Source organism: Streptomyces roseolilacinus, from assembly GCF_014649335.1.
In the GTDB taxonomy this organism is placed as follows: Bacteria; Actinomycetota; Actinomycetes; order Streptomycetales; family Streptomycetaceae; genus Streptomyces; species Streptomyces roseolilacinus.
Genome location: NZ_BMSV01000002.1, coordinates 733249 through 754505, shown reverse-complemented (window position 1 = coordinate 754505; position 21257 = coordinate 733249). Strand labels below are relative to the sequence as shown.

17 protein-coding genes and 1 pseudogene are annotated in these 21257 nt (G+C 72.1%); 10 read left to right on the top strand and 8 right to left on the bottom strand.

The features are described 5' to 3' along the window. Positions 1 to 377: 377 nt before the first annotated feature. Together IE106_RS07505 and IE106_RS07500 are read left to right on the top strand one after the other, a co-directional pair. Complete coding sequence (locus IE106_RS07505; protein WP_189531091.1) at positions 378 to 1370, top strand: helix-turn-helix domain-containing protein; 993 nt, start codon at positions 378 to 380, stop codon at positions 1368 to 1370. 112 nt (positions 1371 to 1482) lie between these two features. After that, on the top strand, positions 1483 to 1848 hold the full coding sequence (locus tag IE106_RS07500) for a peptidase inhibitor family I36 protein (RefSeq protein WP_229840132.1): 366 nt from the start codon (positions 1483 to 1485) through the stop codon (positions 1846 to 1848). Between the two features lie 561 nt (positions 1849 to 2409). On the opposite strand, the gene IE106_RS07495 is transcribed toward IE106_RS07500, so the two are convergent. After that, positions 2410 to 4611: an FG-GAP repeat domain-containing protein gene (locus IE106_RS07495; protein ID WP_189531089.1), complete on the bottom strand. Its 2202-nt coding sequence runs from the start codon at positions 4609 to 4611 to the stop codon at positions 2410 to 2412. 350 nt (positions 4612 to 4961) lie between these two features. Between IE106_RS07495 and IE106_RS07490 the strand changes: the two genes are divergently transcribed. Continuing rightward, the gene (locus tag IE106_RS07490) at positions 4962 to 5267 is read left to right on the top strand and encodes a hypothetical protein (protein WP_189531088.1); all 306 of its coding nucleotides are present in this window, start codon (positions 4962 to 4964) and stop codon (positions 5265 to 5267) included. A 190-nt stretch (positions 5268 to 5457) separates the two neighbouring features. Continuing rightward, positions 5458 to 5883 (top strand): annotated as a pseudogene (locus IE106_RS07485) (transposase family protein); the annotation flags it as partial. Positions 5884 to 6070: 187 nt separating this feature from the next. Here the strand turns inward: IE106_RS07485 and IE106_RS07480 are convergent. From IE106_RS07480 to IE106_RS07465, 4 genes are read right to left on the bottom strand one after another with little or no spacing between them, the layout of a single operon-like run. Beyond that, positions 6071 to 7549: an aldehyde dehydrogenase family protein gene (locus IE106_RS07480; RefSeq protein WP_189531085.1), complete on the bottom strand. Its 1479-nt coding sequence runs from the start codon at positions 7547 to 7549 to the stop codon at positions 6071 to 6073. 11 nt (positions 7550 to 7560) lie between these two features. Further along, complete coding sequence (locus IE106_RS07475; protein ID WP_189531083.1) at positions 7561 to 8136, bottom strand: thioesterase domain-containing protein; 576 nt, start codon at positions 8134 to 8136, stop codon at positions 7561 to 7563. Further along, entirely contained in the window at positions 8133 to 8297 is a 165-nt protein-coding gene (locus tag IE106_RS07470) for a hypothetical protein (RefSeq protein ID WP_189531081.1), read from the bottom strand. Before IE106_RS07470 ends, IE106_RS07475 begins: the two co-directional genes overlap by 4 nt. Further along, the gene (locus IE106_RS07465; protein ID WP_229840130.1) at positions 8294 to 9148 is read right to left on the bottom strand and encodes an alpha/beta fold hydrolase; all 855 of its coding nucleotides are present in this window, start codon (positions 9146 to 9148) and stop codon (positions 8294 to 8296) included. Before IE106_RS07465 ends, IE106_RS07470 begins: the two co-directional genes overlap by 4 nt. 147 nt (positions 9149 to 9295) lie before the next feature. On the opposite strand from IE106_RS07465, the gene IE106_RS07460 reads away from it, so the two are divergent. Next, a complete protein-coding gene (locus IE106_RS07460) occupies positions 9296 to 9904 on the top strand; it encodes a TetR/AcrR family transcriptional regulator (protein WP_229840128.1) in 609 nt (202 codons plus the stop codon). Here the strand turns inward: IE106_RS07460 and IE106_RS07455 are convergent. Genes IE106_RS07455 through IE106_RS07445 form a run of 3 tightly spaced genes read right to left on the bottom strand, consistent with a single transcriptional unit; the run spans position 9852 to position 11148 of the window. Beyond that, positions 9852 to 10442: a fatty acid desaturase gene (locus IE106_RS07455; protein ID WP_189531080.1), complete on the bottom strand. Its 591-nt coding sequence runs from the start codon at positions 10440 to 10442 to the stop codon at positions 9852 to 9854. The genes IE106_RS07460 and IE106_RS07455 overlap by 53 nt on opposite strands. A gap of 9 nt (positions 10443 to 10451) precedes the next feature. After that, on the bottom strand, positions 10452 to 10616 hold the full coding sequence (locus tag IE106_RS07450) for a hypothetical protein (RefSeq protein WP_189531078.1): 165 nt from the start codon (positions 10614 to 10616) through the stop codon (positions 10452 to 10454). Positions 10617 to 10641: 25 nt separating this feature from the next. Next, positions 10642 to 11148, bottom strand: coding sequence for an SRPBCC family protein (locus IE106_RS07445; RefSeq protein WP_229840127.1), 507 nt, complete (start codon positions 11146 to 11148; stop codon positions 10642 to 10644). Between the two features lie 587 nt (positions 11149 to 11735). On the opposite strand from IE106_RS07445, the gene IE106_RS07440 reads away from it, so the two are divergent. From IE106_RS07440 to IE106_RS07420, 5 genes are read left to right on the top strand one after another with little or no spacing between them, the layout of a single operon-like run. Beyond that, positions 11736 to 12920 carry an aminotransferase class I/II-fold pyridoxal phosphate-dependent enzyme gene (locus IE106_RS07440; protein WP_229840126.1) on the top strand — a complete coding sequence of 395 codons (1185 nt, stop codon included), beginning with the start codon at positions 11736 to 11738 and terminating at the stop codon, positions 12918 to 12920. A 28-nt stretch (positions 12921 to 12948) separates the two neighbouring features. Next, positions 12949 to 13728: an SDR family NAD(P)-dependent oxidoreductase gene (locus IE106_RS07435; RefSeq protein WP_189531076.1), complete on the top strand. Its 780-nt coding sequence runs from the start codon at positions 12949 to 12951 to the stop codon at positions 13726 to 13728. A 35-nt stretch (positions 13729 to 13763) separates the two neighbouring features. Then, the gene (locus tag IE106_RS07430) at positions 13764 to 16889 is read left to right on the top strand and encodes a non-ribosomal peptide synthetase (RefSeq protein ID WP_189531074.1); all 3126 of its coding nucleotides are present in this window, start codon (positions 13764 to 13766) and stop codon (positions 16887 to 16889) included. After that, complete coding sequence (locus IE106_RS07425) at positions 16889 to 19642, top strand: beta-ketoacyl synthase N-terminal-like domain-containing protein (RefSeq protein WP_189531072.1); 2754 nt, start codon at positions 16889 to 16891, stop codon at positions 19640 to 19642. Before IE106_RS07430 ends, IE106_RS07425 begins: the two co-directional genes overlap by 1 nt. Positions 19643 to 19647: 5 nt before the next feature. Further along, entirely contained in the window at positions 19648 to 21255 is a 1608-nt protein-coding gene (locus IE106_RS07420) for an aldehyde dehydrogenase family protein (protein WP_189531070.1), read from the top strand. Positions 21256 to 21257 lie beyond the last annotated feature (2 nt).

Genomic DNA, 21257 nt, shown 5'->3' with positions numbered 1-21257 from the left:
GCGGGGAGGGCGCCGCGTCCGATGCCCACCGTCGGGGTCGGCTGGCGCATCGCTCCCCGACCGGGTGCGCCGCGTGTGACACCCCGCCCGTACGGGGCAGCGCCCGGGGAGAAGATCCTCCGCCTCGGGCGCCGCCCCGGCTTCCGTGAAGGCGCCGAGCAGAGCGGGACCCGCACACGAGCACGCGTCCCTCGGACGGCGGGGTGCTCGCCCTCACGCGTGCCGGACGCCTCTCCTCGCCTCATGGCGAAAAGTCCGGAAAGGACGTTGCCGGGCGTGCTCGTCCCGTCTGACAATGCCACGGCCGCCATGAGGGGGGCGGCGTCGGACCGGCACCCCGCTCCCAAGGTGTTCCCGTTCCCTGACGGAGGTCTGTGGTGCTGCGCATCCATTTCACCGCGGAGGATCTCGCCCGCACCCGGGTGGCCGGCACCATCGGGGCCGCCGCGGAGACGTACTACAGCCTGGAGATGCTGAACCGGCGTACCGTCCCGTTGCCCTTCCAGCGGTGGCGCGCCGCGGTGGCCGGACGGCTGGGTGAGGACACCGGGCCGCTCACCACGCTGCTGCCGGGCAGAGGCCCGGGCCTGGACCTGCTGGCGCTGGCCGGTGACTCGCCCGACATCGACCACGCCGTGGAGGCTCTGCTGCGAGCCCCGCGCACCCGGGTGCGCCGCGAGCTGGAGCCCGTCGCGGTCGGATCCGCGCACATGTCGTGGGCGCGGGCCCTCGCGGCGGGGGACGCCGATGCCCGGCGGTCGCTGGCGGCCGGTCTCGTGGCGTGCCACCGCGTGGCCGTCGCACCGTACTGGGCAGCTTCCCGGTCACTGCTGGACACCGTCCGGGCGCAGTACGCCCGGACGTTCCTGGAAGGCGGAGTCGAGGCTCTGCTGGCCGCGCTGAGCCCGCTGCTGGTGCGCTGGCGCCCGCCCGTGCTGGAGGTGCGCTACCCGCGCCCGGTCGAGGTCCACCTGGGCGGCAGGGGGCTGGTCCTGGTGCCGACCCTGTTCTCCTGGCGCGCGTTCAGCCTGCTGTACGACCCGTACGACGACGCGTCGGTGCCGCGGCTGACCGTGCCGGCGGTGACCGAGCCGGCCACGGGTGCCGCGCTGTGGCATCCCGACGGCTCGCGGGCCGCCGATCCGCTGGGCGCCCTGCTCGGACGCACCCGGGCCGCCGCGTTGCGCGCGGCCGCCGACGGGTGCAGCACCACGGAACTGGCCGCGCGACTCGGTGTCTCCCTGGCGGCCGTCAGCCAGCACACCAAGGCGTTGCGCGAGGCGCGCCTCATCACCACCAGCCGGCGCGGTGGCTCCGTACTGCACATGGCCACTGCCCTGGGCCGGGAACTGCTGGCCGGGGGCCGATAGCCCGCGCGGCGGGGCCGCGGGCCCTTAAGGCATGGCTTAAGGCGATGGCCGTGGGCGCCGGCAGCGCGGAGCATTCCCGGTGTTCCGCAGACCACGACCGAGGAGTCCTGAGTTGAAGCACAGCGAGCCCATGCGCTCAGCCCTGTTCGCCGGCGTCCTGGTGCTGGCCGCACTGGCCACCACCCAGACCGCACAGGCGGCTCCGAGCAGCACGAACGCCACCTGCCCCTCCAACGCGATCTGTCTCTGGACGGGGGTTTCCTACTCCGGCGCCCAGTACAACTGGACCGGGGGGTACAAGGACCTGCCCGCGGCCTGGCGCGACCACTCGTACTCCTTCATCGCGAACCGGTCCGGCGCCTTCATCGACTGGAGCGGGGGGCAGAAGACCTGCCGTTCGGTCAGCAAGGGCCACTACGCCGCCCGCTACGACACCGGTTTCGGGAAGAAGATCGACGCGGTCGGCGACAACTGCTGAGGTCCGGACGGGCGGCCCGCGCGGCGGAGCTGACCGCTGCCGCGCGGGCCGATGACCGCGGCGTCTGAGGGTGCCGCGGCCGCCGTGCGGTGGGTCCGGGGCACGGGCCGTCTCGCGCCGTTCCGAAAGGGAGGGAGCACATGGCAGTGTTCGCGGTGCAGCGGTTCGTCGGCCGCGCGCTGCTGTTCGATCGGAGCGCGGCCCCGGACCCGTCACCTCGCGTGCCGCATCGCTGTCGCTGTCGCTGTCAAGGAGACCCTCCATGGCCACGCCGTCCCGCCGCACCGCCGGCGCCCTCGCCCTGCTCTCCCTCGTCGGACTGGCACTCGGGCTCGGTGGATGCGGCACGTCGGACCCCGGGGACCGGCCCGAGGCTCACGCCGCCTCACCGTCGACCAGGAAACCCGTCGTACCCGCCTCCTCCCCCCGGGACCACGAACGGCGAGCACCGGCGCCCGGGGCGCCGAGGCCCGCCGCTCGAAGGGACCTTCCGGGCGGCCGTCCCGACGCCGGCGTCAGCGTCAGCGTCAGCACAGGGTCACCGTGTGGGGGCCGTCGGCGTCAGAACACCGAGTTGACCGGCGCCGAGTCCCACAGCAGGCTGCCGGGGGCGGCGGGCTTGAACGGGGCCGCCGTGTCGCCGGTGCCCGCGTAGAACTTGGCGCCCGAGGTTCCGACCGCGTAGAGGTCGGCACGCCCGTCGCGGTCGGCGTCGCCGATGCCGACGAGGTGGGTGAAGACGCCCCAGCCCCCGCCGATCCGCGTGCGCGGGGCGTAGGTGCCGTCGCCCTTGCCCTCGTGCAGCCACAGGACACCGGCCTTGTCGCGGGCGACGAGATCGCCGGCCGGGCTCCCGGCGATGTCGCCGGTGGCGGTGAGCTGGTTGTAGATCCCCCAGCCCGAGCCGATCTTCTTGCGGGCTGCGAACGGCGCGGTCGCGCTGCCCGTGCCTTTGTAGGACCACACGTCGCCGGCGGCGTCGGTGGCGACGACGTCGGACTTCCCGTCGCCGTCGAGGTCGCTGCCGCCGGTGATGCTGCCGTAGATCTGCCAGCCGCTGCCGATCTTCGTACGGCCGGCGAAGGTGCCGTTTCCGTTGCCCTGGTAGAGCCAGAGCACGCCGGCCTTGTCGCGGGCGACGAGGTCGCCGGCCGGGCTGCCGGCGATGTTCCCGACGGCCTCCAGCTGGTCGTAGATCTGCCAGCCGCTGCCGACCTTCACCCGGCCCGTCGAGTACGGCTGCGGCGCGGACGCCACCTTGGTCGAGTCGTCGCGCCACAGCACGCCCGCGGCGTCACGGGAGAGCAGGTCCGGTGTGCTGTTGTTCGTGTAGTCGTGCGGGCCGGCCGTGCGGGTGACCTTGAAGGTGCCGGTCCGCGCGACGTCCGGGCCGATGCCGTTGAGCGGGGAGGCGGTGAAGTCCCAGGCGTAGTCGCCGCTGGGCGCGAACTCCTTCAGGCCCGCGGCGTTGGGGAGCATCCCGTCCCAGCGGAAGTCGACGGATCCCCGGCCCTCGAAGGCGGCCGCCTGCGCGAAGTCGTGCCGCACGCTGCGGCCCGTGGCGAGGTGGCGGACCGTCACGGAGCCCTTGGCGTTGGTCCGGGACAGCACCCAGCGGAGCAGGGGCTGACCGTTGTTCCTGTCGAGGTCGACGACCGGAGGAGTGGCCTCGGTGTACAGCGTGAGCGAGGTCGGCTCGCCGGTGCTCGCGAGGAGCGTGGCGGTGGGCTTGCCGTCCGCCCCGAGGAAGATCCGGTAGACGCCCTCACCGTGGGCGACCGTACCGCCGCGCACCAGGAGCGCGCCGTCGGCGGTGGGGACGGTGGACGAGGCGTGGTCGAGGAGCTTGACCGTGGAGTTGTCGACGAGGTTGACGGCACTGAGCGCGAAGCGCGGGGACGCCTCGGTCGCGGCGGCGCCGCCCGGAGCCGCGTACGTGACCCAGTTGCCCAGGACGCCGATGTGCGGGCGGACGGAGTTGCCCAGGTCGGCTGCTTCCACGGCCGGCGTGCTGCCCGAACCGTCGCGGGCGGCGTGCATGAGTCTGGCGTGCGCGGACGTCGGGGCGTCGACCCAGACCCAGCGATCCCCGGACAGGGCCGTGTCGGTGTCGTACGCGGACACGCCCACCTCACGCTTCTCGACGACGGAGGCGGTGGCGACGTCCACGACGGCGAGGTGGGAGCGGTCGGTGTCGGCATCCGCCGTCACGTAGCGGACGAGCGCCGAGCTGTCCGACAGGGCCTCGACGCTCTGGACCCTCGAGTTCGGCGGGAGGCCGGTCACCTGCCGGTCGCTGCCCGCCTGATTCCCCTCGCCGATCAGACGGAGCTGGCCCACCTTGCTCTGGCTGTCCCAGGACGAGAAGACGAGAGTCCTGCCGACCACGCCCTTCCAGTACAGCCGGGTGTCGGTCTGGTTGACGACCACGGGGTCGCTGCCCGGCGATGACATGTCATGCAGCAGGTACCGGGTCGTGCCGTCCTCCTTGGCGACGACGGTGTCGGAGCCGCCGCCGCGATACCCGCTGGACCACTCGGGGAGGCCCGTGGTGGTGCCGTCGACGGTGCTGGTCCAGCGGTAGTACGTGTGGTCCCAGCGACGCTCCACCGACAGGAACCCCGTCGGGCCGACACTGAGGATCTGGTCGGTGCGGGGTATGGAGATGACGCCGTCGACCGTCGCCTCGGCGGCCGCGGCGACGGCAGCGGTGGGCGTCGCGGCGATCGCGGGCGCCGCCGCGAGGCTCGCACCGGCGGTCACGGCCAGAACGGTACTGACGGCCGCGACGAGCTGGTGTCGGGCGGGACGAACGTGGATCAAAGGGGGTTCCTCTCAAGCTGACCGGGCACGCGCCGGAAGCCGCGCGCCCGGTCGGACTCCTGATCACGCCAGAAGGTTGCACGGCGTGGCGATGTCGTCGGGCAGGCCGATGGAGGGTGAGGCTTCTGAGCGCCGGGGTCGCGTCCGGCCGTCCCGCCGGCCGACGGGGGCGCTGATGGGCCGGCGGATCGATCCGGCAACTCCTGGTACTCATTCCCGCCATCGCCGTCGGACGCGCCCTCACCGGCCACCTCGCGGTGCAGCTCCTCCCGCAGATCCTGCCCAGGAACATGATCTGGACACCGGGACTGACCTACTGCCCGGGGATCATCGGCGGCCTGGGAGCCTCCACGACCTACATCCTCGCGTTCACCGCCTGGGGGCAACGGCTGACACTGGCCCGCATCTGGCTACCCCTCACACGCCGGCTGCCCTGGGATACCGTCGCCTTCCTCGAAAACGCCTATCACCTCGGCGTACTACGCCACGCCGGCGCCGTCTACCAGTTCCGCCACAACCAGCTCCAACGACACCTCACCCACACCTACCACAACCCCGAACGCCCCACGGCAAGCGCCCGGCCGGAGCGGCGGTGACCCACACGGACGCGGGGGAGGCGGCGAGACCTACTGGCGTCACCGGGAGCACGGGCCCCTGCGGGCGCGGGGCGGAGCCCCGCCACTGATGTCGGCTTCCGGGAAGGGGCGGAGTGCTGTCTGGTGTCCTCGTTCAGCGCCGGGACGTCTTCCGGCGTTCAGGGGCCGACGTGATGGTGGGCGACACTCGGTGGAGACGGCCAAGGCGATGGTCCGCCGGGCCATCGCCGATCGCGTCCCGTTTCGGTGGGTGACCGCGGACGCCGCTTACGGCTTTTCCAAGGGCTGGCGGTCCGAGCTCGAGCAGGCCGCCACCCGCCACGACACCGCCGCCACCCGCTGAGCCATCGATCACCCCGTCCACGACCTGTTTCCCGGCCTGCCGAGGCAGAAGTGGAAGCGCAGTTCCTGCGGGGACGGCGCCCACGGCCGGTGGATCCGCGACTGGGCGCGGGTCGAGGTCAGGCCGTGGCACCGGCCCGACCGCCGGCACTGGGTCCTCGCCCGCCGCGGCGTCAGCCGCCCGGAGGAGATCTCCTCCTGCATCGCCTACCTTCCCACCGACACGACCCTGGACGAGCTGGTCCACGTCGCGGGCAGCCACTGGGTCGTGGAGGCATCACCAGGAACCCGTGGAACGGACAGCCGTACGGGTCCGGTGGTGCGGCTGGGAGCGGCAGTCCCGATTCTCTCTTCCTCTCCGTTCAGCCTCATCCCGAGCGGCAGTCGCCTGGCGGCTCCGCCGGACGTGCTTCTCCCCCTCCGCCTTCCTCGTTCCGTGGTCGGGTGCGCGGCGCCTCCGGTCAGCGCGATCCGAGGAAACGGACCACGCGTTCCAGACGCGCGATGTCCTTGGCGCCGCGGGCGTACGTCGAGACGGCCAGCGGCGGGGTGAAACGGCGGCGCGTCACGGCGTGGGGCACGGCGAACTCCTTGAGCCCGTCGGCTCCGTGGATGCGGCCGAAGCCCGAGGCGCCCACCCCGCCGAAGGGCAGTGACGGCACGCCGGGGAAGGCCATCACGTCATTGACGCTGACCATCCCGGACCGGATGGAGCGGGCCAGGGCGGTGGCGCCGCGGCGTGCGAAGAGGGACGCTCCCAGCCCGAACTCCGATGCGTTGGCGCGTCGTACGCCGTCCTCGGCGTCGCGGACCCGGTTGACGACCAGGACCGGGCCGAAGGTCTCCTCACGCAGGGCCGCGGAGTCCTCCGGGACGTCGGCGAGCACGATGGGGCCGAGCACGTAGGGCGGGCTGATGGACTCGGGGCCGCCGACGAGGGCGCGGCCGCCGCGTGCGAGGGCGTCCTCGACATGGCGGCGGATGATGTCGAGCTGCCCGGGCATCGTGATGGGGCCGAAGTCCTCACGAGCGCGGATCTGCCGTGCCCGTTCGGTCAGCCGGGCCTCGAACCGCTCGTACACGGCGTCGGCGACGTAGACCCGTTCGATCCCGGTGCAGGACTGGCCGGCGTTCGCGCAGCCGCCCCACACCGCGGCTTCGACCGCGGCTTCGACGTCGGCGTCCTCGGCGACGACGAGGGCGTCCTTGCCGCCGAGTTCGAGGAGCACCGGAGTGAGCGTGGGGGCGCAGGCGGCGAGGATGCGGACTCCGGTCGCCCGGGAGCCCGTGAACGCGATCTTGTCGACGCCTGAGGCGCACAGCGCCGCGCCGGTGGGACCGGCCCCGGTGGCGAGCTGGAGGACCGGGTGCTCCGGGACGGCTTCGGCGAAGGTGTCGACGAGCCATTTCCCGCAGGCGGGGGTGAACTCGCTGGGCTTGAACACGACGGCGTTGCCGGCGGCCAGGGCGTAGGCGATGGAGCCGACGGGGGTGAACACCGGGTAGTTCCACGGCCCGATGACACCGATCACTCCGTACGGCTTGTACTCCAGAGTGCTGGCCTGGTTGAACATGAGCGGGCCGGAGGGCATCGCCCTGCGGCGGAGCACCCGGCGAGCGTGCCGGGCCGCCCAGTCGACGTGGGTGAGGGTGACGGAGAGCTCGATGACGGCATCGGCCCGTACCTTGCCGTTCTCGCGCTGGAGCAGGTCGATGATCTCCGCCCGGCGGCGGGTCATGGCACGCTTCCAGGCCAGCAGCCGGGTGCGGCGGCCGCCGTGTCCGAGCCCGTCCCACCAGACGGCGGCCTCGCGGGCGCGCCCTGCCTTGTCCCGTACGGCTGCCTCGTCGTCGACGGGGAAGGTGGCAACCGGCTCCGCTGTCGCCGGGGCCAAGGAGGTGAACCGCGGTGGCGCCCCGTGGGTGCGGATCGTGGTCATGGTGGTCTCCTTCACGGCCGCTGGGTCAGCGGACGGGCTCTGGATGCGGCGGTCTGTGCGAGAGAGGCGGCCAGGCGGGCGACGGTCTCGTCCTGCCGGGGAGAGAAGTGGCCGTCGGGCAGGACGCAAATCCCTTCCCGGCCTTCGGCGAACGGCTTCCAGGCGGCCGCGGTGTGCGGCGGACGGAGCCTGCCGGAGCGCCCGCTCGGCACGGGGACGGGTATGCGGGCCGGGAGGAGGCCGGTGGACGGGTCCGGGAAGGAGCCCAGGAGGCCGAGGCCGGCGCGCATGGTGCGCAGGACGAGTGCGCGCAGCGCGGGTGTGCTCAGGATCTCGGGCGGACCGGCGCCCAGGTCCCGTACGTGGGCCGGGGACGTGTCCGGATCCTCGGCGAGTGCCCGCCGAGCCGGGCGGTCGACCGGGTGCGCGGGGCTCATGGCGGACAGGACGAGTGCCGCGGGCGGGGCGGCGGCCGCGACCAGGGCGCGGCGCAGTTCGTAGGCGAGCAGGGCGCCCGTGCTGTGTCCGAACGGGATGGCCGGCGGTCCGGGGCGGGCCGCGAGCGGGGTCAGCGCTCCGCTGATCACGGTGAGGCCGGGACGGGAGGCTCGGGCAGCCGGCGGCCGCGGCCGGGAAGTCCGACCGCGTGGAGTCCGGTGCCGGGCGGCATGGCGGCGACCCGGGTGCGGTAGCCGCCGGCCCGGGTGCCGGGCAGGCGCGGGGTCCACTGCTGCCGCCGGGCGGTCATGTCCGCTCCCCCCGTGGGGAGAAAGCCTCGGGCCGGGCCTCGGAGAGGAGTGCGTGGCCGCGTTCCACGATGCGGGTGAAGGCCGCCGGGTCGCTGATCGACATGTCGTGCGGGCCGTTGACGTGGAACAGCCGGGAGTATCCGCCGCCGGAGCGGACCGCGTCGACGAACTCCCTTTCATGGGCGCGGAAGAGGCGGTCGCCACGGCCGTTGACGAACAGGACGGGCAGTCTGGCGCGGCCCGCCACGGTGAGGAAGTCACGCCGGGTGAGGTCTTCGACGACCTCGACGAAGGCGTGCATGGTGAGGCCGCCGCCCATGACGGCCTCGTAGCTCTCGCGGGGCAGGCGCCGCTTGAGCGCCCGGTCGTTGAGGCGGGCGGCACGGGCGGGGCCCAGCCCCCAGATCGCGCGGGCGGCGGTGCGGTAGACCCGACCGGTGAGGCTGTCGGGCCGGGCGGTCGACCCCTGCACCAGAACGGCGGCGGCGTGGTCGGGGTGGGCGGCGCCGTAGGCGAGCGCCACGTATCCCCCCAGGGACGCGCCGACGACCAGGGGCGGGCGGCCGGTGGCCAGGGCTGCCTCCTCGACGGCGAGGCCGACCTGGGCGACCGCCTCCTCCAGGGAGAAGGGGCGGTCGCGCTGGGTTCCGTGTCCGGCCAGGTCGGGGGCCGTGATCCGGAAGCGGGGGGTCAGGCGGCGGGTGTGCGGGTCCCACATGCGGGCGGAGACCCGGATGCCGTGGACGAGGACGAGCGGGGCGCCCTCGTCCGGTCCGGCCGCCCAGATGCCCGGCCGGCCGGCCACAGGGGCCAGCCCCGTGCCCGGGACCATCGGTCCCTCTGTACCCATGCGCCCCCCTGGCGGATCCGGTGGTGCCCGCGAAAGCACCCACGGCAAACGCAACGTCGCGTTGCACTCTACGGCAGGGGACGGCCTCACACAACGCCACGTTGCGTTGGAGTAGGCTGACCCCACACGAGCGAAGGGCGACATCCGGTGACGCGGAAGCACGAAGGCGAGGCCGGCGGGCCGCGGCGCAGGGCCGAGATCTTCACGGCCACGCTGGACATGCTGGGCAGCCTGGGCTACGACTCCCTGACCATCGAGGGGGTCGCCCAGCATTCCGGGGTGAACAAGACGACCATCTACCGGTGGTGGTCCTCGAAGTCGGAGCTGCTGCGCGACGCGCTGCTGCACTCGCACATGCTGCGGTTCGAACTCCCCGACACCGGCAGCCTGCGCGGCGACCTGACCGAGCTCGCCGAACGGGTGCAGGCCCTGCTGGACGACGAGCACCGGCGGACCATCGTGGAGGCGGCTCTCGTCGGCGCGGTGCGCCATCAGGCGATGCGGGAATTGGTGGTCTCGTTCCTCGACGACCGCTTCGGACGGCATCAGCCGGTCTTCGAACGGGCCATGGCACGCGGCGACCTGCCGCACGACGCCGATCCGGCCCTGCTGGTCGACGCCATGGCCGGTGCGCTGTGGATGCGTGTCCTGGTCCGCCGGGGCGACGTGGCCGACACCTACACCCGCGACCTGGTCGACATGCTCATGGACGGGGTCCAGAAGAGCGCGACGCTCTCCGGCCGACCTGCTCGGTGACCTGGCGCAGGCGCGCCCGGACCTCGATGGACGAGCGCGTCGCCGAGACCTCGCAGTACGGCAGGCCCTGCTCGGCGCAGTGCGCCGTCGTCAGCGGCCGGCACTCGCGCGGGTTCGGCCGCGGCACGGTCGGGAAGAGGTGGGGCTCGATCCGGTAGTCGAGCCCGCGATGGAGGAAGTCGTGGACGAGCGAACTGCGGATGTTGCGGGGGGCGAGCACCTGCCGGCTCAGCCGGTCGGGCTCGCTCTCCCCGTCGCGTACCGGCATCTCCTTGTGGTCCGGAGTGAGGACACAGCCGGGACACACCCCGGACAGCCCCTGGTGGACGGCGGTGAACGCGGCCGCGAGAAGCGTGCTGATCAGGGAGGAGGCCGGCACCGCGTAGACGAGGGCGCAGCCGAAGCCCAGCAGGAGATTGCCGTGGATGAGCGCGAGTACGGCCATCGCCCGCCGGCTCCGGGTGACCCGGGTGTACCCCGCGTCGTGCCCGGGCAGTCCGGTCCGGCCGTACGCGAAGGCCGGCAGCACGGCGGCCACCGGCTGCCCTCAGGAGTCGCCGAGCCACCGGGAGAGTCCCCGGGCCACTGCCATGAGGACGGCGCCGGAGAGGAACTTCGCGGCGTGGCAGCCGGTGCGCGAACGCGGCAGACCCGCTTCGCGCACCGCCGCTTGCGGAGGCGCGAAGGAGACCTGGACCGGGGCCGCGGTCATGGCTGCCGCCTTCCTCGGAGAGGGATCATCGCTCCACGGCGCGTTTGAGCCGGAGGAGGGTGGCGCGCATGCCGGCACGGTTGATGCCCGCACGGCGTCCCGCGGGTGTTCCGGTGAAGAGGAGACCGAGCAGCTCGGTGAGGCGCGCGCCGCGCCCCGTCCTGAGGTCCTCCCAGGACTCGGTGACCCTGACGCCGCCGCCCTCGGGCGTGAAGCGGTAGCCCCAGCGGGCCACGGGAAGACCGAAGGTGCTCACATCGAACGTGAAGCGCTCGGGCGCCTCCGCGCATGTGACGCGGCAGCAAGTGAACCAGATGAAAGGTCCCTTGCGGTTGAGGCCGATGAAACGCCGACCGGCCGCGACGGGGCCGCGAGGCCCCAGGACCGCCCAGCACTCGGGGCTGTATTTCCCCATGGCACGCACATCGGCCACGGCCTCGTACAGCTCCGTTTGCGAGGCATTCACGAAGATGTCCTCTTCGAGCTTGAACCGTCGTCGCATCATTTCCTCCTGCGTCCGGGTCCGGAACACCGAGGAGTATGCGGCACGGTGGCGAAGATAGCGGCACGACCTAACCGAAGCAACGGGTTCCGGCCAAGGAGCCACGTGATTGTCAACACCCGATGAAGCACAGGGCCGTCGGCAGTCATTCACTTGACGATTCTGCGCCACACGCCTAGCTTAGAACGAGTCGAATCGTTCCGAGCGAGGGCGGGGAACCCTTACGAGCTGCGGAACTGTCTCAACGTAGTGCACACAACACCTGCCTTCCGGCCGTCGGCGCCCTCGCGCCGGCCGACGACGGCTGCGCAGGATTTCCATGGGGGAAAAATGGCCAAGGCCGCTTCCGCGATTGCTGCTGCAATCTGCGACATCGCATCCACTCTCCGTCTCGTCTGGCATTCCTGGGAACGCCGGTGACGCCGCTCCGCGAAAACCCCGCGGAGCCGCAGCATCCGAACGCCCTCACCTCCCAGGACTCCACCGCACCGGTGTCGAGCGAATGGAAGATGACTACCGCGTCCGGAATCCTCGGAATGGTCATCCGGGAAGTTGAACTCCGAATTCCGCGTGTAAGCACGTCCATGTCACTTCCCAAGACACCAGAAGGATGAATTGTGAGCGTCATCGACAAGTGCGCCTCCTACACCCGAGCGCGTGAGGCGAAGGCCGCCGGCCTCTACCCGTACTTCCTCAATTTCGACGGCCGCGACGCAGGCACCGCCCGCATGGCCGACGGCCGCGAGGTGGTGATGTGCGGCTCCAACGACTACCTGGGGCTGTCCACCGATCCGCGGGTGGTCGAGGCCGCCGCCCGGGCGGCCGAACGCTACGGGGCGGGCTGCACCGGATCCCGGTTCCTCAACGGGAACCTGGAGCTGCACGACCAGCTGGAACGCGAACTGGCCGAGTTCTTCGGCAAGCCCGCCGCCCTCGTACTGACCACCGGCTACCAGGCCAACCTGGGCGCGATCGCCGGCCTGTGCGGTCCCGGCGACATCGTCTTCCTGGACAAGGAGGCACACGCCTCCCTCATCGACGCCGCGCGGCTGAGCCGGGCCAAGATCCAGTGGTTCGCGCACAACGACACGGACGATCTCCGTGCCAAGCTCTCCCGTGTCGCCGGTACCGCCGATTGCATGGTCGTCGTCGACGGCGTGTACAGCATGGAGGGAGATCTCTGCCCGCTTCCCGAACTGGTCGAGATATCGGACGAGTTCGGCGCGACCTTGCTCGTGGACGACGCTCACGGCGGCGGTGTGCTCGACAAGGGCCGGGGCACGAGTTCCCACTTCGGGCTCACCACGAGCGTCCCGCTGATCACCCTGACCTTCTCCAAGGCATTCGGTTCGATCGGCGGCGCGATCCTCGGTGACGAGGAAGTGATCGACTACCTGCGCCACAACGCGCGCAGTCTGATGTTCTCCGCGAGCGCCAGCCCCTCCAATACCGCCGCCGCCCTGGAGTCGCTGCGGATCCTGCAGGCCGAGCCCTGGCGCTGCGGCGCGGTCTCCGACAACGCCGACTTCATGCGGCGCGAGCTGACCGCCCTGGGGTACGAGGTGGGCGCCAGCCAGACCCCGATCATCCCGGTCGAGATCGGCGACGGCGTCAGCACGCTGCTGGCCTGGAATCTTCTGATCGAGCAGGGCGTGTACGTCAACGCCGTACTGCCGCCCGCCGCCTCGCCCAGACTCCGCACCAGCTACACCGCGGCCCAGACCGAGGAGCAGCTGCACCGGGCCGTGGCCGGCTTCCGCGCGGTCCGCGACCAGGTGCTCCGCGTCCCCGCGCACGTCTGACCGCCCATCCGACCGGAGCTGACACCACATGCCCACTGCACTGATCACAGGAGCGACGGCCGGCCTCGGAAAGTCGTTCACCCGGGCTCTGGCGGAGCAGGGGTACGACCTGGTCCTCGTCGCCCGCTCGGAACGCGACCTCAAGGAGCACGCCGAACTCCTGCGGGCCGGCCACGGCGTCCGGACCGAGGTCCTGCCCGCCGACCTCACCACCGACGAGGGCTGTGCGCGGGTCACGGCCCGGCTCACCGCCGAGCCGGTCGTCGACCTGCTCGTCAACAACGCCGGCATCGGCTACGACAACGCCTTTCTCGAGACCGGCATCCAGGCCGAGGAGCGCCTCCTCGACCTCAATGTACGGGCCGTACTCCGGCTCACCGACGCGGCGCTGGGCGAGATGACCAGGCGGCGCTCGGGGTCGATCGTCAACGTCGCCAGCGTCGCCGGCCTCGGCCCCGCCTGGCTGAGCTCGACGTACCCCGCCAGCAAGGCCTGGATCATCGGTTTCACCGAATCGCTGGCCGTGTCACAGCAGGTGCGCGGCGCGGGCGTGCGGATGATGGCGCTCCTGCCCGGCTACACCAGGACCGAGTTCCACCAGCGGGCCGGTATCCCGACCACCTTCCCGCCGGCCTGGCTGTGGCTCCACTCCGACGACGTCGTCCGCTCGGCCCTGCGCGATCTGCGCAAGGGAAAGGTGCTCAGCATCCCGAGCCTCCGGTACAAGACCGCAGCCTGGGGGCTGCGCCACCTGCCCCGGCCGCTGTCGCGGCGGTTCGCGTGGGACATCAGCAAACCCAGCCACTGAACACGCACGTAGGAAATTCCATGGGGGAACAACACATGACGGGTCCTGCCATATCACCCGCCACTGCAGCACAGGCCAAGCTCTTCACCCACCACCGGCTCTTTCCGGCCGACGCCTCCTTCAACCTCACCGGCCTCTTGCGCATCACCGGCCAGGCCGACGCGGAGCGGCTGCGCACCGCCCTCGACCGGGTGGCCCGCGGCATCCGGGCCCTGAACACCGTTTTCGAGTCCCGCGACGGAGTCGTGTACGCCGTCCACCGCGAGCCCGTGGAGGACCTCGACTCCCTCGTCCCGCTGACCGTCCTCACAGGCAACGCCGAAGAGTCGCTCCTCCGGGACCTCGCCGAGCGCAGCGACACCCCGATCCCGCCCGGCGAGCGCCAGTACGACTTCCGCGTCTTCCAGGACGACGAGGCGGTCTACGCCAGCCTCGTCTTCTCCCACCTGGTCAACGACGGGTACAGCTTCTTCAACTTCAACGCCGAACTGGAGCGGATCTACGCCGACCCGCAGGCGGAGCTCTCGCCGTCCACGCAGGACGATCCGGCAGGCCTCGTCCGGCCCGGCGCGCCCAGCGCCGACGCCCTCGACTTCTTCGCCGGCCGCCTCGCCGGCCTGACCACCCTCGGCGACGACCGCCTCCAGGGCCACCGCGACTCCACCGGCGTGATCCTGGGCGAGGAGCGCTCCCTGGAACTCGACGCGGAGCTCGGCGAGTTGATCCGCGACCGCACGCGGGAGCTGGGCTGCACCCCCTTCGCCTTCTTCCTCGCCGCCTACCTCGTCACCTACGCCCGGGTCACCGGCGGACGCAAGCTGGTCACCGGCATCCCGCTGGCCAACCGGCGCGGGCTGCGCCAGCGCCAGGCCTTCGGCTACTTCGTCAACACCCTCCCGCTGGCGGTGGACCTCACCGAGCACGGCACCTTCGAAGACCTGTGCCGGGCCGTGCAGTCGGCCAGCGTGGGCATGCTGCGCCACCAGGGCTTCGACCTGGCAGCCCACGCCCGCCAGGTCAGCCCCCAGCTGGTCGGCACCCTGCTCACTCCCGACAACACCTTCACGTACTACAAGGAGCCGCTGAACCTCCGGCTGCCGCACTGCACGGTGGAGACCCTCCCCCTGGCGCGCCGGCTGGTGAAGTACCCGCTCTCGATGAACGTCGAGGACTTCGGGACCGCCTTCGTCCTCAACGCCGAGTGCAGCGACGAGCAGTGGCGTACCGATCCGATGGGCGTGATGCACCACGTCCTCACCCTGGTGGCGCAGGACCCCAAGCGGCGGATCGAGGAGATCCCCGCCCTGTCGGCCGAGGCCGAGCGCGAGCTGCACGCCCTGGTCCACCCGGACGCGGGTGGCGAGCCGTTCGAGGTGCCGCCGTCCCTGGCCGCCTGGTTCGAGCGGACGGCACGAGCGCACCCGCGGCGCGTCGCCGTCCGCGACGGCGGCGCGGAGCTGACGTACGCCGAACTCGACGAGTGGGCGACCCGCGTGGCCGCGCGGCTCACCGCCGCCACCGACGGCACCCACGTCGGCATCGCGATGCGGCGCGGCGCCGGCCTGATCGCCGTCATCCTGGGCACGCTCAAGGCCCGCAAGGTCTACGTCCCGCTCGACCCGCACTCCCCCGCCTCCCGGATCACCTCGATCCTGGAGAGCTTCCCGGACGGGCTGCCGATCGTGGTGGACGAGGCGTACTGGCCCTCGCCCGCAGCCCGCTTCCTGGACGCGGCCGAGCTGCTCGCGCCGGCCTCCGCCGCCGGCGCCGCCGGTGAGACCGCCGCCGGCCCGGTGGCCCAGGACGACCCGGACGCCTGCGCATACGTCATCTTCACCTCCGGTTCCACGGGCCGCCCCAAGGGCGTCCAGGTGACCCATCGCAACGTGATGCGTCTGATGCGCTCCTGCGAGGGCCACTTCGGCTTCGGTCCCGAGGACACCTGGAGCCTGTTCCATTCGTACGCCTTCGACTTCTCCGTCTGGGAGATCTTCGGCGCGCTGCTGTACGGAGGCCGACTGGCCATCGTCCCGGAGGACTGCGCCAAGTCTCCGGACCAGTTCCGGGAGTTCCTCGTCCGGGAGCGGGTCACGGTCCTCAACCAGACCCCCTCCGCCTTCGGCCAGCTGACGAAGGTGCTCGCCCCGGGCGACGGCGAACGGCTCGCCGTGCGCCACGTGGTCTTCGGCGGCGAGGCCCTGCGGTACGCCTCGCTGAACGCCTGGTACGACGTGATGGGCGAGCGGGCCCGGCTGGTGAACATGTACGGCATCACCGAGACGACCGTGCACGTCACATACCACCCGATCACCCCCGAGAGCGCCCGTACGGAGACCCTGTCGGCGATCGGCCGGCCGCTGCCGGACCTGACGGTCACGATCGTCGACCCGGACGGCAACGTCTGCCCGCCGGGCGTCCCGGGTGAGATGGTCGTCGGCGGCGCGGGCGTCTCGCTCGGCTACCTCGGCCTGCCGGAGCTCACCGCCGAACGGTTCCCCGTCCTCGGCGGGAAGACGGTCTACCGCAGCGGAGACCTCGGCATGGTCCGGCCCGACGGCACGCTCGTCCACCTCGGCCGGATCGACAAGCAGGTGCAGCTACGCGGCTTCCGCATCGAACTCGGCGAGATCGAGACGGCGCTGCTCTCGGTGCCCGGCGTGCGCGAGTGCGCCGTCCGCCTCGACGAACGCGACCCCGACCACCCCCGCCTGCTCGCCTTCGCGGCCGGCGTCAGCCTGCCGGAGACCCGCGCGATCACGCAGCTGCTGCGGGACCGGCTGCCCTCGTACATGGTGCCCGCACAGATCGTCCGCGTCACGGCGCTCCCCCTCACCATCAACGGCAAGGTCGACGACTCGGCGCTGCCGTGGCCCGCGCTCCCCGGACCGGCCGAGCGGGGCACGCCCGCCGTGCCCACCGGGGCCGGCAGCGACACGGAGGCCGCGGTCCGCGCCGTGTGGGGCCAGGTGCTCCCCGGGATCGAGATCGGCCCGGAGGACAACTTCTTCGACATCGGCGGTTCCTCCATGCACGTCGTCGAGGTCCACCGGCTGCTCCAGGAGCAACTGGCCGTGCCCGGCTTGGAAATGATCGAGCTCTACACCCACACCACGGTGCGCCGGCTCGCGGCGCACATCGACGCCGTCCGAGGGGGCAACTGATGGACCAGACCACTCGACCGACGCCTGGAGCGACGAGTGAGGCCGTGGCCGTCGTCGGCATGGCGGGCCGGTTCCCCGGCGCCGCGTCGACGGACGAGCTGTGGCAGGGCCTGCTGGACGGTGTCGAGTCCAGCCGCCGGTTCTCCGACGAGGAGATGGCCGAGGCGGGCGTGCCCCCCGAGCAGATCACCTCTTCCAGCCGCGTCCCGCGAGGCGCGGACCTCGCCGACGCGGACCTCTTCGACGCCGGTTTCTTCGGCGTCACCCAGCGCGACGCCCGTCTGATGGACCCCCAGCACCGCGTCTTCCTGACCTGCGCCTGGCAGGCTCTGGAGGACGCGGGCCTGGCCCCGCACCACACCAGTGGCCCGGTGGGCGTCTTCGCGAGCACGAGCCTGAGCACGTATCTGCTCGCCAACGTGCTGCGCTCGGCGGAGTACGCGGACGCCGCCCTCTCGTACCCGGTGATGCTGGGCAACGACAAGGACTTCCTGGCCACCCGCGTCTCGTACAAGCTCGACCTGCGCGGCCCCAGCATGACCGTGCAGACCGCCTGCTCCAGCTCGCTGACCGCCGTCCACCTGGCCTGCCAGGCGCTGGCACGTGGTGAGATGCGTGCCGCGCTCGTGGGCGGCGTGAGCATCACCTTCCCGCAGACCTCGGGGTACGAGTACCAGGAGGGCGGGATCCTCTCCCGCGACGGCCACTGCCGCGTCTTCGACGCCCGGTCGGCCGGCACGATCAAGGGGAACGGCTGCGGTGTCGTCGTCCTCAAGCGGCTCGCCGACGCCTTGGAGGACGGCGACCGCGTCTACGCCGTGATCCGGGGCACGGCCGTCAACAACGACGGCTCGGACAAGATCGGCTTCACCGCGCCCGGCCCCCAGGGCCAGCGTGCGGTGATCCGCGCGGCCCTCGAGGCCTCGGGGCTCCCCGCCTCGCACGTCGGATACGTCGAGACCCACGGCACGGGAACGGCCGTCGGAGATCCGCTCGAACTCCACGCGCTGACCGCCGCCTACCGCGAGGCCGGCGGCCCCGCTCCCGGCTGCGCCATCGGCAGCCTCAAGGCCAACGTCGGGCATCTCGACGCGGCCGCCGGGGTGACGGGCCTGATCAAGGCCGCGCTCGCGCTCTACCACCAGAAGGTGCCGCGGCAGATCAACTACGACACGCCCAACCCGCATCTGCGGCTCGACGAGCAGCCCTACCAGGTGCCCACCGAATCCCTCGCGTACCCGCCGGCCGCTCCGCTGCGTGCGGCGGCGGTCAGCTCCTTCGGACTGGGCGGCACGAACGCGCACGCCGTGCTCGCGGCCCCGCCCGTCCGGGAGGAACCGCCCGCCGGGCAGCCCGGGGTCCGCTACCCGGTCGTCCTTTCCGCCCGGGACGCCGAGGCGCTGGCCGACCAGGTCCGCGGTCTGCGCGCGCTCCTGGACGGCACCGAGCCGCCGGCCGTCCGGGACATCGCGTACACGCTGCTGACGGGCCGGGCCCTGCTGCCCGTACGGCACGTGTTCGAAGCAGCCACCCATGACGAGCTGCGCGAAGGCCTCGACGCGTACCTCGCCGGCGCGCACCCCGGATCCGAACTGCCCGAGGGCGGCTGGACCCACGGCACGGCCCTCAAGGTCTCCTTGCCGGGCTACCCCCTCCGGCCGGAGCGCCACTGGATCGAGCCCGACACCCGGGCCGGTGCGGTGGCCGCGGCCCCCGCCGGCACCCCCGCGGCGGAGGCCGCCGGGACCGGCGCCGTGGAGGCGGCCGACGACCAGGTGCTCGAGCGTGTGGTCGCGCTGCTCGAACAGGGTCTGGGGATGGACCAGATCGCCCCGGACGACGACTTCTACGAGCTGGGCGGGGACTCCATGCTCGCCGTGGAGATCGTCACCGCCCTGCGCGACATGTTCGGGATCGAAGTGGGCGTCGACGACTTCGCCCACCTGCGCACACCCGACGAGATGGCGGCCCACGTCCGCGCGGCGCTCTCCGGCACGACGGCCGCGCACAGCGGAATCACGGCCGTCCGCGAGGGTACGGGCACGCCCGTCTACCTCGTCCCGCCGGCGGGCGGCACCAACTTCCTGTACTTCCGGCTGGCCGACCGGACCGCGCCGGGCGCGCCGCTGCGCGCGCTGTCCTTCCCCGGCGGCGCGGCCCGCCCCGGCACCCTGCGCGAGCTGGCGGCGCTCTACGTCGAGTGGATCCGGCGGGAGCAGCCGCAGGGCCCGTACCGCCTGGGGGGCTACTCCTTCGGCGGGAACGTGGCCTTCGAGATGGCGCTCCAGCTCCAGCGGGCCGGCGAACGCGTCGAGCTGCTGGTCATGCTCGACGCCCACGTGCCCGAGACCTACGTGGGCGGGCACCTGGACGCGGAGGAGTTCAAGGAGGTCTTCCCCGTACTGTTCGAGACCGCCGCCGTACGCGGCGTGGACCCGCGGATGCTGCGCGAGCAGGGCTTCCTCGACGTGTGGCAGCACAACCACTCCCTGCTGAAGGGCTACTACCCGGACGGCCGCTTCGACGGGGACCTCGTGCTGCTTCAGGCGGAGGAGCCGGAAGGGGAGGCGCTGCTCGACGCGCTGCGCATGAACCCGCGCGACAAGTCCCTGTGGAGCGCCCACATCACCGGGCGACTGGTGGTCGAAAAGGTCCCCGGCGACCACTTCTCCATGTTCGACGAGGGTGACCGGATCGCCCGGCTCGGGGCCGCGCTCGGCACGGCCCTCGCCCGCTGCCACCAGGAAGGCTGACCACGATGCTGAGTTACGGCTCCTACGTGGACGGGCAGGACCGGCCGGGCACCCGGTGGGTGTACACCGTGCGCGCCTCGGCCATGCTGCGTGACTTCTTCGGGTCCGTGCGGACCAAGCGCGGCCTGGAGCAGGGGCGGATCGCCCCCGAGGACGCGCCCCAGGACGTGATCGGGCGCTGCGCGGTCGCCGATGAGCACGAGGTGGGGGCAGCGCTGCAGTCGGCCGCGCGGGCGGCCGCCGAGTGGTCGGCCGCCCCGCTCGCGACCCGGCTGCGGCTGGTCGAGGTCTTCCACGACCTGGTGCGCGAGAAGTACGACGAGATCGTCGACCTGATGATCGCGGAGGGGCATCCCTCGGCACTGGCCCGCTGGGAGGCTTCCGGAATCCTCGCCAACACCGCCCCGGAGACACGTGAGTTCCTCGCGTCCCAGATGGAGCACCGGGTCGGCACCGCGCAGCGCGAGCTGACGGTGCGCCGCGTCGCCGACGGGGTGGTCTGCCTGAACCCGCCGCAGAACGCGACGGTCGCCAACGTGCTACTGGGCGTGTGGGCACTGGCGGCCGGAAACGCGCTGGTCGTCCGGGCCCCGCGCAGTGCGCCGCTGGGGGTGATGCACATCCTGCGGGAGCTCATCGCGCCGGCCCTGGAGGCCGTCGGCGCTCCCGCCGCGGCGCTCTCGGTGCTCTGCTCCGACGCGCCCTCCACCATGCGGACGTGGCTGGAGAGCCCGCTCGTCGCCGACGTCATGTACTTCGGCGGAAGCCGGCAGGGGATCGAATTCGGCGCCCGGTGCGTGGCCGCAGGCAAGAAGCCGGTCCTCGAACTCGCCGGCAACGACATCTGCGTGGTCTGGCACGACGCGGACCTCGACCTGGCCGCCGAGGCACTCACCGAGGCGTTCTACGGCTCCGGGCAGATCTGCATGGTGCCCAATGTGGCGGTGGTGCACCCGGCGGTCGCGGACGAGTTGCTGGAGAAGCTCGCCGCGCGGGCCGCCACCATCCGGCCGGGATTCCCCGAGGAGCCGGGAACGCTGCTCTCGCCCGTGCTGCGGCCCGACCTCTTCAAGGCCGTGCTGGACCAGGCCCTGGAGGGCGGCGCGCACCTGGTGTGCGGCGGGCGCCGACTGGACGTCACCGGCGCGCAGGACGAGGTGGGCGGGCTGTTCCTGGAGCCCACCGTCGTCCGTGTCGACGGCCTCAAGGGGGCCCGCGACCTGGAAGCCGTACGCCACGAGACCTTCTTCCCGCTGCTGCCGGTCGTCGTCCCGGAGCAGCAGGAGGCGCGGGGGCTGCTGGAAGCCGTGGTGGAGTTCGTCAACACCAACGAATACGGGCTGCGCAACTCGCTGTGGACCGGCGACCAGCAGGTGATCGACCGCTTCCTGGCCGGGGTGCGGGGTGGCGGGCTGCTCAAGGTGAACGACTCGCACATCGGGTTCCTCCCGGTCCTGCCCACCCACGGCGGCACGGGCCTGACCGGCGGCCCGGGCGGCGAGGCCAACTACCCGATACTGCGCACCTCCCACCTGCAAGGCGTCAGCGTGGCGCGCGGAGTGCGGCCCGCCGACGCGGTGTTCGCCGATCTCACGAGGAAGGCATCGGCCTGATG